The sequence below is a fragment of the Mycobacterium sp. DL99 genome, from assembly GCF_004762045.1.
GTDB lineage: Bacteria > Actinomycetota > Actinomycetes > Mycobacteriales > Mycobacteriaceae > Mycobacterium.
Genome location: NZ_SJOM01000007.1, coordinates 72,087 through 84,443 on the forward strand (window position 1 = coordinate 72,087; position 12,357 = coordinate 84,443).

11 protein-coding genes are annotated in these 12,357 nt (G+C 68.2%); 5 read left to right on the plus strand and 6 right to left on the minus strand.

Going from position 1 to position 12,357, the window contains the following annotated elements; all coding sequences use genetic code 11:
* Window positions 1–11: 11 nt before the first annotated feature.
* The 3 genes from EYZ64_RS00540 to EYZ64_RS00550 are packed head-to-tail and all read right to left on the minus strand — an operon-like array spanning window position 12 to window position 3,768.
* Window positions 12–2,039, minus strand: a complete 2,028-nt coding sequence (locus EYZ64_RS00540) for a PTS fructose transporter subunit IIABC (protein ID WP_135451394.1) — start codon at window positions 2,037–2,039, stop codon at window positions 12–14.
* Entirely contained in the window at window positions 2,036–3,004 is a 969-nt protein-coding gene (locus EYZ64_RS00545; RefSeq protein ID WP_135451395.1) for a 1-phosphofructokinase family hexose kinase, read from the minus strand. The genes EYZ64_RS00540 and EYZ64_RS00545 overlap by 4 nt, the downstream gene beginning before the upstream one ends.
* Window positions 3,001–3,768 (minus strand): DeoR/GlpR family DNA-binding transcription regulator, encoded by a 768-nt coding sequence (locus EYZ64_RS00550; RefSeq protein ID WP_135451396.1) that lies wholly within the window; start codon window positions 3,766–3,768, stop codon window positions 3,001–3,003. The genes EYZ64_RS00545 and EYZ64_RS00550 overlap by 4 nt, the downstream gene beginning before the upstream one ends.
* A gap of 102 nt (window positions 3,769–3,870) precedes the next feature.
* Here EYZ64_RS00550 and ptsP point away from each other — a divergent pair, with 102 nt between their 5' ends.
* Window positions 3,871–5,553, plus strand: coding sequence for a phosphoenolpyruvate--protein phosphotransferase (gene ptsP / locus EYZ64_RS00555; RefSeq protein ID WP_286174532.1), 1,683 nt, complete (start codon window positions 3,871–3,873; stop codon window positions 5,551–5,553).
* A gap of 79 nt (window positions 5,554–5,632) precedes the next feature.
* A complete protein-coding gene (locus tag EYZ64_RS00560; RefSeq protein ID WP_135451397.1) occupies window positions 5,633–6,607 on the plus strand; it encodes a pirin family protein in 975 nt (324 codons plus the stop codon).
* 4 nt (window positions 6,608–6,611) lie between these two features.
* Here EYZ64_RS00560 and EYZ64_RS00565 read toward each other — a convergent pair whose 3' ends face one another.
* Window positions 6,612–8,768, minus strand: a complete 2,157-nt coding sequence (locus EYZ64_RS00565; protein WP_167857657.1) for an FUSC family protein — start codon at window positions 8,766–8,768, stop codon at window positions 6,612–6,614.
* 11 nt (window positions 8,769–8,779) lie between these two features.
* Window positions 8,780–9,355, minus strand: a complete 576-nt coding sequence (locus EYZ64_RS00570; protein ID WP_135451398.1) for a TetR/AcrR family transcriptional regulator — start codon at window positions 9,353–9,355, stop codon at window positions 8,780–8,782.
* A 123-nt stretch (window positions 9,356–9,478) separates the two neighbouring features.
* Between EYZ64_RS00570 and EYZ64_RS00575 the strand changes: the two genes are divergently transcribed.
* The 3 genes from EYZ64_RS00575 (at window position 9,479) to EYZ64_RS00585 (ending at window position 12,078) form a co-directional block, all read left to right on the plus strand.
* On the plus strand, window positions 9,479–10,114 hold the full coding sequence (locus EYZ64_RS00575; protein ID WP_135451399.1) for a TetR/AcrR family transcriptional regulator: 636 nt from the start codon (window positions 9,479–9,481) through the stop codon (window positions 10,112–10,114).
* A 72-nt stretch (window positions 10,115–10,186) separates the two neighbouring features.
* Entirely contained in the window at window positions 10,187–11,149 is a 963-nt protein-coding gene (locus EYZ64_RS00580; protein WP_135451400.1) for an SAM-dependent methyltransferase, read from the plus strand.
* Entirely contained in the window at window positions 11,146–12,078 is a 933-nt protein-coding gene (locus EYZ64_RS00585; protein WP_135451401.1) for a class I SAM-dependent methyltransferase, read from the plus strand. The genes EYZ64_RS00580 and EYZ64_RS00585 overlap by 4 nt, the downstream gene beginning before the upstream one ends.
* 67 nt (window positions 12,079–12,145) lie before the next feature.
* On the opposite strand, the gene EYZ64_RS00590 is transcribed toward EYZ64_RS00585, so the two are convergent.
* Window positions 12,146–12,343, minus strand: a complete 198-nt coding sequence (locus tag EYZ64_RS00590) for a hypothetical protein (RefSeq protein WP_135451402.1) — start codon at window positions 12,341–12,343, stop codon at window positions 12,146–12,148.
* Window positions 12,344–12,357: the final 14 nt, after the last annotated feature.

A 12,357-nucleotide genomic window follows, 5' to 3' on the forward strand; every position in this document is an offset into this window, starting at 1 on the left:
GGGGTTGTGACTTAGGTGGTGGCCAGCGCCGGGGTTTCCGGCGTGGTGACAGATGGTTTGGCGAATTGTTTGGCCGCAACTACAGCCAGGGCGCTGACGACGGTGCCGGTAGCCAGGGCGACCAGGAACCACAGCAGGTTGCCGATCGCGAAGAACACGAAGATGCCGCCGTGCGGCGCCTTGAGCGTGACATCGAAGGCCATGATCAGCCCGCCGGTGACGGCGCCGCCGAGCATCATCGACGGGATGACACGCAGGGGATCCGCCGCGGCGAACGGGATGGCACCTTCGGAGATGAATGACGCTCCGAGAAGCCATGCCGCGCGGCCATTTTCGCGCTCCGGTTCGGTGAACAGTCCCGGCCGCAGTGTCGAGGCCAACGCCATCGCGAGCGGCGGCACCATGCCGGCGGCCATCACCGCGGCCATGATGCGGAGCGTGGCGGGGTCGGCGACGTTGAGACCCGCGGTGGCGAATGCATACGCCGCCTTGTTGACCGGCCCGCCGAGGTCGAAGCACATCATCAACCCGAGGATGACGCCGAGAACCACGACCGAGGTTCCGGTCATGCCACTGAGCCAGTTGGTCAAACCGGTGGTCAGCGCGGCCAGCGGACGCCCGAGCAGCAGGAACATCAACAGGCCGACGATCAGTGACGCGCCGAGCGGGATCACCACCACCGGCATGAGTCCCCGGAACCACTGCGGCACCTTGAAGGAACTGATCCAATGCGCCGCGAACCCGGCGATCAGGCCGCCGACGATGCCGCCGATGAACCCGCCGCCGACGAAGACGGCCACGGCTCCCGCGGTGAAACCCGGTGCGATACCGGGCCGGTCGGCGATCGCGAACGAGATGTATCCGGCCAGGGCGGGGACCAGGAACATGAAGGCCAGGCCGCCCAGCGTGAACAGCACCGCCCCGAGATACTGCGTCAGGCCGCCGGGCGGCAGGTCGGCCAGGGTGTTGGTGACGGCGATGTGATGACCCAGCGAGTTCATTCCGTAGGACAGTGGTTCTGCGCCATCTGGGGTGTTGCCGATGTCGTAGCCGGCGAACAGGAAGCCCAGCGCGATGAGCAGACCGCCGGCCGCGACGAACGGGATCATGTAGCTCACGCCGGTGAGCAGGATCTGCCGGATGCGAGTTCCCCAGCCCACACCGCCGGCGGGGGCGGGGGTGGAGGCAGCTCCGGCCGAGCCGGACACCCGAGGGGCGTTGGGATCGCTTGCGGCACTGATGGCTTCGGAGATCATCGTGTCAGGTTCGTTGATCGCGCGTTTGACGCCGGAGGCGATGACGGGCTTGCCGGCAAAGCGTTGCTTGTCCTTGACGCCGACGTCGGTGGCGAAGATGACGGCATCCGCCGCGGCAATGGTGGCCGCGGACACGGGCGTGCTGCCGGACGAGCCCTGGGTCTCGACGGTGAAGTTGACCCCGGCGGTCTCGGCGGCCTGCTTGAGCGCATCGGCCGCCATGTAGGTGTGGGCAATACCGGTGGGGCAGGCCGTGATCGCGACGATGGACACGGCCTTGGCGGGCTCAATGACAGGCTCAGCGGCAGGAGCAGCAGGGGCGGCCGGCGCCGGGTTCACGACATCGTCGACGAGCGTCACCACCTCGTCGACGCTCGCGGCATCCCGCAGCGACGCCACGAAGTCTTTGCGGACCAATGCGCGGGCCAGGCTGGACAGCAGCTTCATGTGTTCGGCCCCACCGGATTCCGGTGCGGCGATCAGGAACACCAGATCAGCCGAGCCGTCCGGGGCGCCGAAGTCGACCTTGGGGGAGAGCCGCGCGAAGCCGATCGTCGGGGTGTCGACATAGGGCGAGCGGCAGTGTGGAATCGCGATCCCGCCGGGCAGGCCGGTCGCCGACTGGGCTTCACGGGCCATCGCTGCGCCCACCAGGCCTTCGGTGTCGCTGGTGCGGCCCGCCTCGGTGAGTGCGCGGACCAGACGGGCGATGACGGCCTCCTTGTCGCTGCCCGCGTCGACATCGAGCAGGACCAGACCGGGGGTGATGATCGGTTGATTCATAGCGACACCTTCATGGGGTGGGTACGGACTGCGTCGAGGTCGAGTTGGTCGGGCCCGGGCAGGGCCGATCCGGGCAGTGCGGCGGCGGCACTGCCGTAGGCGACCGCCATCTGCAGTCGCTGCGGGGCTTCGGCACCGGCGACGACGGCGCGCAGGTAGCCCGCCAATGAGGCGTCGCCCGCACCGACGGTGCTGCGTGGAACGATCGGCGGCGGCGTGGCCAGCCAGGCGCCGTTGCCGTCGACCAGTACCGCCCCGGCAGCTCCCAGCGTTGCCAGCACCGCACCGACACCCCGTGCGACGAGACCAACAGCGGCCGTCACTACCGCCGACATATCACCCTGGGCGACAGCGCTTTCCAGATCAGCCGCCGGCACTCCCGCCAGATCTGCCAGCTCTTCGGCATTGGGCTTGATCAGGTCGGGCGCGGCCACCTCGAACGCGGCCGCCAGCGCGGCCAGCGGTGCCTCGGAGGTATCGACGGCCACCCGGCAGTCGAGCGGTGCCAGCAGCGAGACCACCTGCGCGTACCAGTCGAGCGGTATCCCGGGCGGCAGCGATCCGGACAGCACCACCCACGACGCATCCTGCGCCTTGGCCAGTACGCAGCGGGTCAACGCCTCCAGCGCGTCGGAATCCACAAGAGCGCCACGCTCATTGAGTTTGGTTGTGGTGCCGTCGGATTCGGTGATGGCCAGGTTGGTGCGGACAGGCTCCGCAATGGATACACCGGTGAACGGCACACCGTAGGCGCGTAGTGCGCTCAGAAGAGGATCAGAGTCGCCCGCGGGCAGCACGGCCTCGGCGGCGACGCCGGCCAAGGTCAAGGCACGGGCCACGTTGATGCCCTTGCCGCCCGGTTCGACGGTGACGGAATCGACGCGCTGCACCGCTCCGCGCGTCAACGGCGATCCCACGGTGACGGTGCGGTCCAGGCTCGGGTTCGGGGTGACGGTGATGATCATGCGATCACCACCTCGACGCCGTGCCCGGTGAGCAGCGCTCGGTCGGCGTCGGAGATCTCGTCGTCGGTGATCAGGGTGTCGACGCTGTCGATGGGGGCGAAGCTGACAAAGTCCTCTTCACCGACTTTCGACGAGTCTGCGACGACCACGACGTAATTCGCAGCGTGCACCATGGCCCGCTTCACCGCTGCTTCCTCGGTGTCGGGAGTCGACAGTCCGTGCCGCACGCTGATGGCGTTGGTGCCGATGAACGCGACGTCCACCCGCAGGGTTTCGAGTACGCGCAGTACCTGCTCGCCGACGGCGGCCTGGGTGAGGCCGCGGACCCGTCCACCGAGCAACTGCAGAGTGACGGTCGGCACCGTGGCGAGCAAGCCGGCGATCGGGACCGAGTTGGTCACCACGGTGAGTTCCCGATCCGTCGGCAATTGGGAGGCGACGCGGGCGGTGGTCGTCCCCGCGTCCAGCAGCACGCTGGCACCGCTGAGAGGGAAGAAGTCGACGGCGGCCGCGGCGATGGCGTCTTTCTGTGCGGCGCGGGTGGTGTCGCGTTCGCCGACGCCGGCTTCGACGAGGTGCAGCGTCCGTGCCGGTACGGCTCCGCCGTGGACGCGGCGTACGACGCCGGCTTTGTCGAGCACTGCCAGATCGCGGCGGACGGTCTCGGTGGTGACGTCGTATGTCTGCGCCAGTTCGGCGACTGAGGCGCGGCCCCTGCTCATCACCAGCGCGGCGATGGCCTGCTGGCGCTCCTCGGCGTACATGAGCCTCCGTTTGTGTGGGTTCAAGCGCGATCAAATGTTGATATGTGTTGTTTTACGCTTGACTGTGTTGACTTGTCAACGCTTTCTTGTAATGTGTCTCACATGGGCACTACATCGTCGGTGGCGTCACCCACCGTCTTCCGTGGGGTTCCGGTGGTCCCGGGTGTGCGGTACGCACCTGTGATCCGGGTCAGCAGGCTTCCGGAGATTCAGGTTCCTGACGGCGACGTCGATGAGGCGGACCGGCCGGCCGAGGCCGAGCGTTTCGCCGCCGCGGCGACGGAGGTCGCGACCCGGCTGCGAGACCGGGCCGCGCATGCCACGGGCGCCGCCTCAGAAGTTCTCGCCGCCACCGCGACGCTGGCCCAGGACCGGGCCTGGCTGGGGGCTGCCGACAAACGGATCGCCGCCGGGGCGCCCGCGGTCCGTGCCGTGACCGAGGCCGTCGACCAGTTCGTGGACCTGTTCACGCAGATCGGCGGGTTGATGGCTGAACGTGTCACCGATCTGCGCGATATCCGCGACCGGGTGATCGCCGAATTGTCCGGACTGCCGGAACCTGGTGTGCCACTGCCGGATATCCCATCCATCCTGTGCGCTGAGGACCTGGCGCCGGCCGACACCGCGGGGCTGGACCCGCAGCTGGTGGTCGGGCTGGCCACCACGCTCGGCGGGCCGACCAGCCACACCGCGATCATCGCCCGTCAGCTGGGGATTCCGTGCGTCGTGGCGGTGAGCGGGCTCGATTCCGTCACCGCCGGCGCCATGGTCCTGCTCGACGGCACCGCGGGCACCCTGACCACTGACCCGGACCCATCCATTGCCGCCGAAGCGGTGGCCGCCGCTCAACGCGATGCCCAGGCGGTCCGGGAGTGGACCGGTCCCGGTGCGACGGCAGACGGTCACGCCGTCGCGATCCTGGCCAACGTGCAGGATGGCGCGGCCGCCAGGACGGCGCGGGAAACCCCTGCCGAAGGCGTCGGGCTGTTCCGCACCGAGTTGTGCTTCCTGAATCGGGACACCGAGCCGACCGTGGCGGAACAGGCCAAGATCTACGGGGAGGTCCTGGAGGCCTTCGCCGGGCAGAAAGTCGTGGTCCGCACGCTCGATGCGGGCTCGGACAAGCCCCTGAAGTTCGCCGGGTACCCCGAAGAGGCGAACCCTGCACTCGGCGTGCGTGGCATCCGGATCGCCGAGGGCAATCCAGGCCTGCTGGAGCACCAGCTCGAGGCGGTGGCCGCCGCCGCCAAGGCGACCGGCCAGCAGCCGTGGGTGATGGCGCCCATGATCGCCACCGCGGCCGAGGCGAAAAGCTTTGCCGCCAAAGTGCGTTCGCATGGGCTCAGCCCCGGCGTGATGATCGAGGTGCCCGCCGCGGCGCTGTTGGCCGACAAGATTCTCGAGCACGTCGAGTTTCTGTCGATCGGCACCAACGACCTCGCGCAGTACACGATGGCGGCCGACCGGATGTCGGCCGACCTGGCCGCCCTCACGGATCCGTGGCAGCCCGCGGTGCTGGCCCTCGTGGGGTTGGCCGCGCGGGCGGGAGCGGTGGCGGGCAAGCCGGTCGGAGTGTGCGGTGAGGCCGCGGCGGACCCATTGTTGGCCGCCGTCCTGGTGGGGCTCGGGGTGACGTCGTTGTCGATGGCGCCGGCGGCGATCGCCGCGGTGGGCGCGCGGATTGCGCAGGTGACGTTGCAACAGTGTCGCTCCGCGGCCGAGTCGGTCCTGGCCACCGAGTCGGCTGCCGAGGCCCGCGAGGCAGCCCTGGCGGCCCTCGCCTGACCAGGGGAGAGATTCCTGAGGAATAATCGGACCGCAGTCCGGTTATACCTGGCATCAGACTACAAATTGGAGGTAGGAGATGCCAGCCATCACCGCAGACACCTTGACCCTGCCCCGCATCGCGGCAGCTCAGGCGTCGGACACCGAACGCCCGGTCCGCTCCATCACGACCGGCCCGCGCGGATTCGAAGGCGAGGGGTTCCCCGTCGTGCGTGCGTTCGGTGGAGTCAGCGCCGCAGACCTCGACCCGTTCGTCCACATGGACCAGATGGGTGAGGTGGAATACCAGCCCGGCGAGCCCCGGGGCACCGATTGGCACCCGCACCGCGGGTTCGAAACCGTCACCTACATGATCGACGGCCGTTTCGCCCACCAGGATTCACACGGCGGTGGTGGCCTGATCACCGACGGCGCCACCCAGTGGATGACCGCCGGATCCGGCATCCTGCACATCGAGACCCCGCCGGCCGAACTCGTCGAGAGCGGCGGCACCTTCCACGGCATCCAGCTGTGGGTGAACCTGCCCAAGAAGGACAAGTTCGCAACCCCGCGTTACCAGGCCATCGAGGGCCCTGACGCCAAGCTGCTGTCCTCTCAGGACGGCGGAGCCTTGGTCCGGATCATCGCCGGCGAGATCGACGGTGCGCAGGGCCCGGGTGCGACGCATACCCCGATCACCCTGGCGCACGCCACGATCGAACCGGGTGCGCAGCTCAACCTGCCGTGGAACCGTGATTTCAACGCGCTGGTGTACGTGCTGAGCGGGCGCGGCAGCGTAGGCCCGGTCGGCCACCCGATCCATCTGGGCCAGCTCGCGGTGCTGGGCCCCGGTGACCGGATCACGGTGTCGGCCGAGGGAACTCAGGACTCGAACCGGCCCGCGATGGAGGTTCTGCTGCTGGGCGGTCAGCCGATCCGGGAACCGGTCTTCCACTACGGCCCGTTCGTGATGAACTCGAAGTCCGAGCTCATCCAGGCGCTGGAGGACTACCAGGCGGGCAAGTTCGGCCAGATCCCGCCGAATGCCCTGATGCCCCACCGGCCGTTGAGCTGACGGGCTAACCCACCGACTCGGCGGGCTGCGGGTACAACAACTCCAGCTCGCCGAGATGCGCTGCGGCCGCCACCAGCGGCAGGGCCGCCGAAACGGCAAGATCCGTTCCGGTGGCCTCTGCGCGCAACGACACCACGAAACTCTCCCCGATCGGTACCAGCACCGAGGTGGTGTCGGCGCCGGTGAGCCGGGCGCAGATGGCCGCGGCGTGCTCCTCGATCACTTCGCGGGTGTGGGGGTAGACGCCGAGCGGAGGCGGCACGACGTCGGCGATCAGCTCGGCCGCGGCTCGCACCCGGTTGGCCCGGTTGGCTGCGCGTACCACCGGAGCGCGTTGGTCGGTAGGCCCACCGTTCTCCGAAAGATATTGGCGGACAGCATCATCAAGGGTGCGGGAAGCCGAAAGTGCGTCGTGGCTCAGCGCGATGACGCGATCGGTAGCCGCTTCGGAGGCGCCTCGGGTCACGCGCAGGACGGCCGACTTGAGGAACTGTGCACCCATCTCCCGGGCCTGATCGATCGCCTTCGACACCGACGCCGTCGCGCCACGTGGCCACAACAGCAGCGACACCACGATCCCGACCATCGCGCCGACGACGACGTCCTCGACCCGGACCAGCCCCACGCGCCAGCCCGTCGGCACGATCAGGTTGAAGTTGATCAGCACCATCATGGTGAAGGCCGCCTGCCCGGCGATGAACGATCCGACCTCGGGCACGTAGGCGGACCCGAATGCCACGAGGGGCAACAGGATCCACAACACCACAGGGTCCACCCCGACGAACTCGATGAGCACCGCACCCAGCACGAATCCGATCGCGGTGCCGGCCACCGCGCGTAGCACCCGCGTCCCGGTGGTCAGTGCGCTGCTGCGCAGTACCGACATCGCGCCCAGCACCACCCAGAATCCGTGTTGGACCGGGAACACGTGCGTGACGGCCACCGCCACGGCCAGTCCCAACCCGGTGCGCAGACTGTTGCGCAGCACCACCGCCCGCGTGGCCACCAGGCCCTTGGCGATGGCCGCGACCGCGACGGCCTCGGGCATCACCCAGTCGGCGGCGCCGGTCTCGGGCAGCCGCCGGCCCAACACCCGGGCCCACACCGGGCGCGCGTCGGCCAGTGCGGCATTGCCGATCACCCGCCCCGTGACCGCGATGGTGGCCGAGATGGTGCGCCGGATCAGCAGGCCGCGACCGAGCTCGACGGCGGCCGCGTCGTCGGCGGTGCCCAGGATCTGCGTGATGTCGTCGCGGTAACTGCCCTGGGCCACGGTGCGTTGCTCGCCCAGTGCCGCGCGCAGATCGATTCCGCGCGCGGCACGTTCGTCCCGATCATGGATCCGCAGCAGCGCGGCGCTGTCACGCAGCACCCGTACCGCAGGGTCGCGCATCGCGCCGAGCAGCTCACCGGTGTCATCGGTGACCTGGTCGCAGATCCAGCCGAGGTCGTCGACGACGCGTACCAGCGCCCGGCTGCCCGCGCTGAGGGCGACGGGCCGGTAGTCCGCGCCGAGGAAGCTCTCGTACAGCTTGTTCATCGCGCGGGTGACGTCGCGGGCCGAGGCCTGGCCCTCGAGCCGGTCGGCCAGCAGCCGGCATACCCGCGCCGAGTAGCGGCGCAGCTCGTCGTGATGCTTCGGCCGGAACAGGAACAGCGCCGCAGGCACGCAGGTCACGAGCGCGATCAGCCATCCGAGTAACCGGTCGGGTATCGGGCCGACGGGCGTGCACAGCGGCAGGACGAACAGCAGCAGCGTGGCGCGCTGTCCGGCGGCGACGACCTCGCTGAGCACGCCGGAGAACGACACCACCATGCCGACGACGAACATCGCCGCCACGCTCAGCCACGGATACGGGGCCAGCACGGTGCCAAGCACGATCAGCACGGCGCCGTTGACGGCCAGGCCGCCGTAGGCGAGCGCCCGGGCGGGCCGGTTGCCGGGGAAATCGGCGGTGATGAGCAGGGACACCGCGCCGAAGATCGCGAACAGCGGAGTCTGGGAGTCGCCGCCGACGGCGAAGCCGACCGCAGCCGCGATGGGCAGGACGATGGCGGCCCGCAGGGCGCGGCGTAGCGCGTCGAATTCGGGGTCCCGGGCGCGTAGCGCGTCGCGCAGGCGGTCAGCTGCCCGGTGCCAGATCTCGGCCGGGGTCAGCATGATCGCCGATGTTAGACCGGTTGGTCCGAACCGGCGGCCGGAGTGAACCGGCCCGATTCCAGCGCGTCGCGCATCTGGCCGGTGATCCACTGCAGGGCATCGGTGTCGCGCGGCAGGGTGCTCTGTTCGAAGCCGACGATCAGGTACAGGCTCCACGCCGCGAAGTACCGGGCGTTGCGCTCGTCGCCGATGAGCTCGAGCGCCGACTCGTAGATGATGTCGAAGCGCAACTGGTCCACCACGGCCTGCACGGTGTAGACCTCTGGGTCCAGCGAGCTCCATACCCGGATGGCGGCCTCGGCGCCGTGGGGCAGGGCCAGCGCCTCGCCGATCATGGTCTCGATGCGGTGGTGCGGATCGTGGTCGGCGCGCAGCGCCTCGACCACCCGCAGGGTGCGGGCCTCACGCCAGTGCGCGATGAGTTCCTTCGTGTAGGACGCCCAGTTGGGGAAGTAGTGATAGAAGGACCCGGTTGTGACGCCCAGCCGGTTGCACACCTCGGCGAGTTTGAGCCCGCCGTACCCGAGATCGGACAACACATCCAGACCGGTCTCGAAGTACGACTCCCGTGAAACAACCCCCGACATAACGGACCACGCTAGTTCGTCGGCCAATTTCGGGCGCGGTGGGGCTTTGCTGGTCAGCCGCATATAACGCACACCAACATGACGGCATCGGGGCTCTCAGGTGACGTGTGGCACAATTTGATCGTGGCCCACACAGCGAGCCGAGGACCGGGACGTCCTCCCGCAGCAAAGGCGGCGGAGACTCGTGAACGCATCGTGCGTGCTGCCCGTGAAGTTTTTAGCGAACTTGGCTACGACGCAGCTACGTTTCAGGCGATAGCGATTCGCGCCGATCTCACCCGCCCGGCAATCAACCATTACTTCAGCAGCAAACGTGTCCTGTATCGGGATGTGGTCGAGCAGACCAATGCGAAGGTGATCGCCGCGGGCATTGCCAAAGCCCGGGACGCCACCACTCTGCTGAACCGGATTTCGGCGTTCTTCGCCGCGGCGATGGATGCGGAATCGACTGACCGGTCGGCAGCCGCGTTTCTGGTCACGTCGGTCTTGGAGGCCCAGCGTCATCCCGAACTGATTTCCGAGGAGCACGACGCGCTGCGCAGCTCGCGGGAGTTCGTCAAGTGGGCGGTCGACGAGGCCATCCAGGGCGGTGAGTTGAGCACCGACACCGACATCCCGGCGATCGTGGAGATGCTGGTCGCGGTGATGTGGGGCATGGGCTTTTATGCCGGTTACGTGGGGCATCGCGACGACGTGGCCGTCATCGTGGACAAGTTCGAACTCTTGATGGCGAACAAGCTCTGGCAGCTGCGCGACTGACGCGTCGGCACCGTGAGGTGCCCCACATAGCCGTATAGCTCGACTAAGTTCTTCGGTAGCATTGTCTGGCAAATGACTGATCTGAGCGATGTGCGGCCGGGTCGGGCCGAGGGCGACAGTTGGGACGTCACCGAGAGCGTCGGGGCCACCGCGCTGGCAGTGGCCGCCGCCCGTGCTGCCGAGACCGTACAACCCGATCCTTTGATTCGTGACGAGTTCGCCTTTCTGCTGGCGGCGGCGGCCGGTCCCGCGTGGGCGCAGTTGGCCGGTAGCGAACCGCACTGGATCGGCGACAATCCGGAGGCCCACCGCATCCACGTCATGGCCCGCAACTACCAGGCCGTGCGTACCCACTACTTCGACGACTACTTCACCGAGGTCACCCACGACGGCATCCGCCAGGTCGTCATCCTGGCCGCAGGACTGGACTCGCGCGCGTTCCGGCTCGACTGGCCGGCCGGCACCACGGTGTATGAGATCGACCAGCCCAAGGTGCTGGAGTACAAGTCAGCAACACTGGAGGCGCACGGGGCCGTCGCCCGGGCACAACACGTCCCGGTGCCGGTTGACCTCCGCGACGACTGGCCTGCAGCCCTGATCGAAGCCGGATTCGACCCGGAGCAGCCGACCGCGTGGCTGGCCGAGGGTCTGCTGCCGTACCTGCCCGGCGAGGCCCAGGACCGGCTGTTCGAACTCGTCGGCGCCCACAGCGCACCCGGCAGCCGCCTGGCGGTCGAGGATTTCGCCATGGATCCGGCCCGTTACACCCCGGAGAAGCGCGCCGCGCGCCGGGCCCGGGGCGAGCACATGCGGACCTCGCTGGGGCTGGATATCGACGCTGACGTGCTGATGTACACCGATGACGAGCGGGCCGACGCCGCCGAATGGCTTCCGGCACACGGCTGGGATGTGGACGCGGTGAACAGCGCCGACGAGATGGCCCGGTTGGGCCGGCCGGTCCGCGCCGACGAACTGGCTGAACTCGGCTTGGACAGCGTGCTGTTGCGCGCCCGACTGGATGGAGAATCCCGATGAGCTCACTGCGCAGCCACGACGACACCTGGGACATCGCCACCAGCGTGGGCTCGACGGCCGTCATGGTCGCCGCCGCCCGGGCCGGGGAGACCGGCCGGGAGAACCCGCTGATCCGCGATCCGTACGCGGCGATCCTTGTCGCCGGTGCCGGAACCGGCGTGTGGGAGTCACTGTTGGACGGCGACCTCGTCGAGAAGATCGGTGCTGTTGATACCGAGGCCGCCGCGGTCTTCGAGCACATGGGCAGTTATCAGGCGGTGCGCACCCATTTCTTCGACGTCTTCTTCGCCGATGCCGTCGACGCGGGTATCCGTCAGATCGTCATCCTGGCGTCGGGCCTGGACTCCCGCGCCTATCGGCTGGAGTGGCCGGCCGGCACCACGGTGTTCGAGATCGACCAGCCCAAGGTGCTGGAGTACAAGTCGGCGACATTGGCCGAGCATGGGGTCGAGCCTGCCGCGCAGCGTCGCGAAGTGCCCGTCGATCTACGCTTCGACTGGCCGACGGCCTTGCGGGAAGCGGGTTTTGACGCGCAGCAGCCGACCGCGTGGTTGGCCGAGGGCCTGTTGATGTATCTGCCTGCCGATGCCCAGGATCGTCTCTTCGATCTCGTCACCGAACTGTCCGCGCCGGGTAGTCGGATCGCGGCCGAGACCGCGGGCGTGACGGCTCGTGAACGACGCGAGGAGATGCGGGAGCGCTTCGAGCGGTTCGCGGCCACGTTCAACATGCAGCATGCGCTCGATGTCCAGGAATTGATGTATGACGACCCGCAGCGGGCCGATGTCGAGCAGTGGCTTGCCGAGCACGGCTGGCGTTCGGCCGGGGTGCACTCCCTCGACGAGATGCGCCGCCTAGGCCGCTATGTCGAAACGATCCACCGTGACCCGGCCGGCTTCTCGACGTTCGTCACAGCCGAAAAGCTCTGATCCCGACCTCTGACACAACGAAAGGGGCGCCCCGATTATGGGGCGCCCCTTCCTTTTTCGTTGTCGATCAGCGGTTAGGCATCGCGTTGGTGCGAGTCACGTTGGTGTGCTTGACCGTGGTGTCGACCTGAGGAGCGGTCGCCTTCTGGTGCATCTGGTGCACCCAGAGGTGGTGGTCGACTCCGGCGGAGGCCGGTGATGCCAGGCCCAGAAGGGCGGCGGCCAATCCGCTGACGAGCACTGCGGGAATTCCGAACTTCTTCATTTATTTCTATCCTT

What these genes read in the sequence shown, in the direction of transcription:
- EYZ64_RS00540 (WP_135451394.1), bottom strand. Translation starts at nt 2,039, where the DNA reads ATGAATCAACCGATCATCACCCCCGGTCTGGTCCTGCTCGATGTCGAC.
- EYZ64_RS00545 (WP_135451395.1), bottom strand. Translation starts at nt 3,004, where the DNA reads ATGATCATCACCGTCACCCCGAACCCGAGCCTGGACCGCACCGTCACC.
- EYZ64_RS00550 (WP_135451396.1), bottom strand. Translation starts at nt 3,768, where the DNA reads ATGTACGCCGAGGAGCGCCAGCAGGCCATCGCCGCGCTGGTGATGAGC.
- ptsP (WP_286174532.1), top strand. Translation starts at nt 3,871, where the DNA reads ATGGGCACTACATCGTCGGTGGCGTCACCCACCGTCTTCCGTGGGGTT.
- EYZ64_RS00560 (WP_135451397.1), top strand. Translation starts at nt 5,633, where the DNA reads ATGCCAGCCATCACCGCAGACACCTTGACCCTGCCCCGCATCGCGGCA.
- EYZ64_RS00565 (WP_167857657.1), bottom strand. Translation starts at nt 8,768, where the DNA reads ATGCTGACCCCGGCCGAGATCTGGCACCGGGCAGCTGACCGCCTGCGC.
- EYZ64_RS00570 (WP_135451398.1), bottom strand. Translation starts at nt 9,355, where the DNA reads ATGTCGGGGGTTGTTTCACGGGAGTCGTACTTCGAGACCGGTCTGGAT.
- EYZ64_RS00580 (WP_135451400.1), top strand. Translation starts at nt 10,187, where the DNA reads ATGACTGATCTGAGCGATGTGCGGCCGGGTCGGGCCGAGGGCGACAGT.
- EYZ64_RS00585 (WP_135451401.1), top strand. Translation starts at nt 11,146, where the DNA reads ATGAGCTCACTGCGCAGCCACGACGACACCTGGGACATCGCCACCAGC.
- EYZ64_RS00590 (WP_135451402.1), bottom strand. Translation starts at nt 12,343, where the DNA reads ATGAAGAAGTTCGGAATTCCCGCAGTGCTCGTCAGCGGATTGGCCGCC.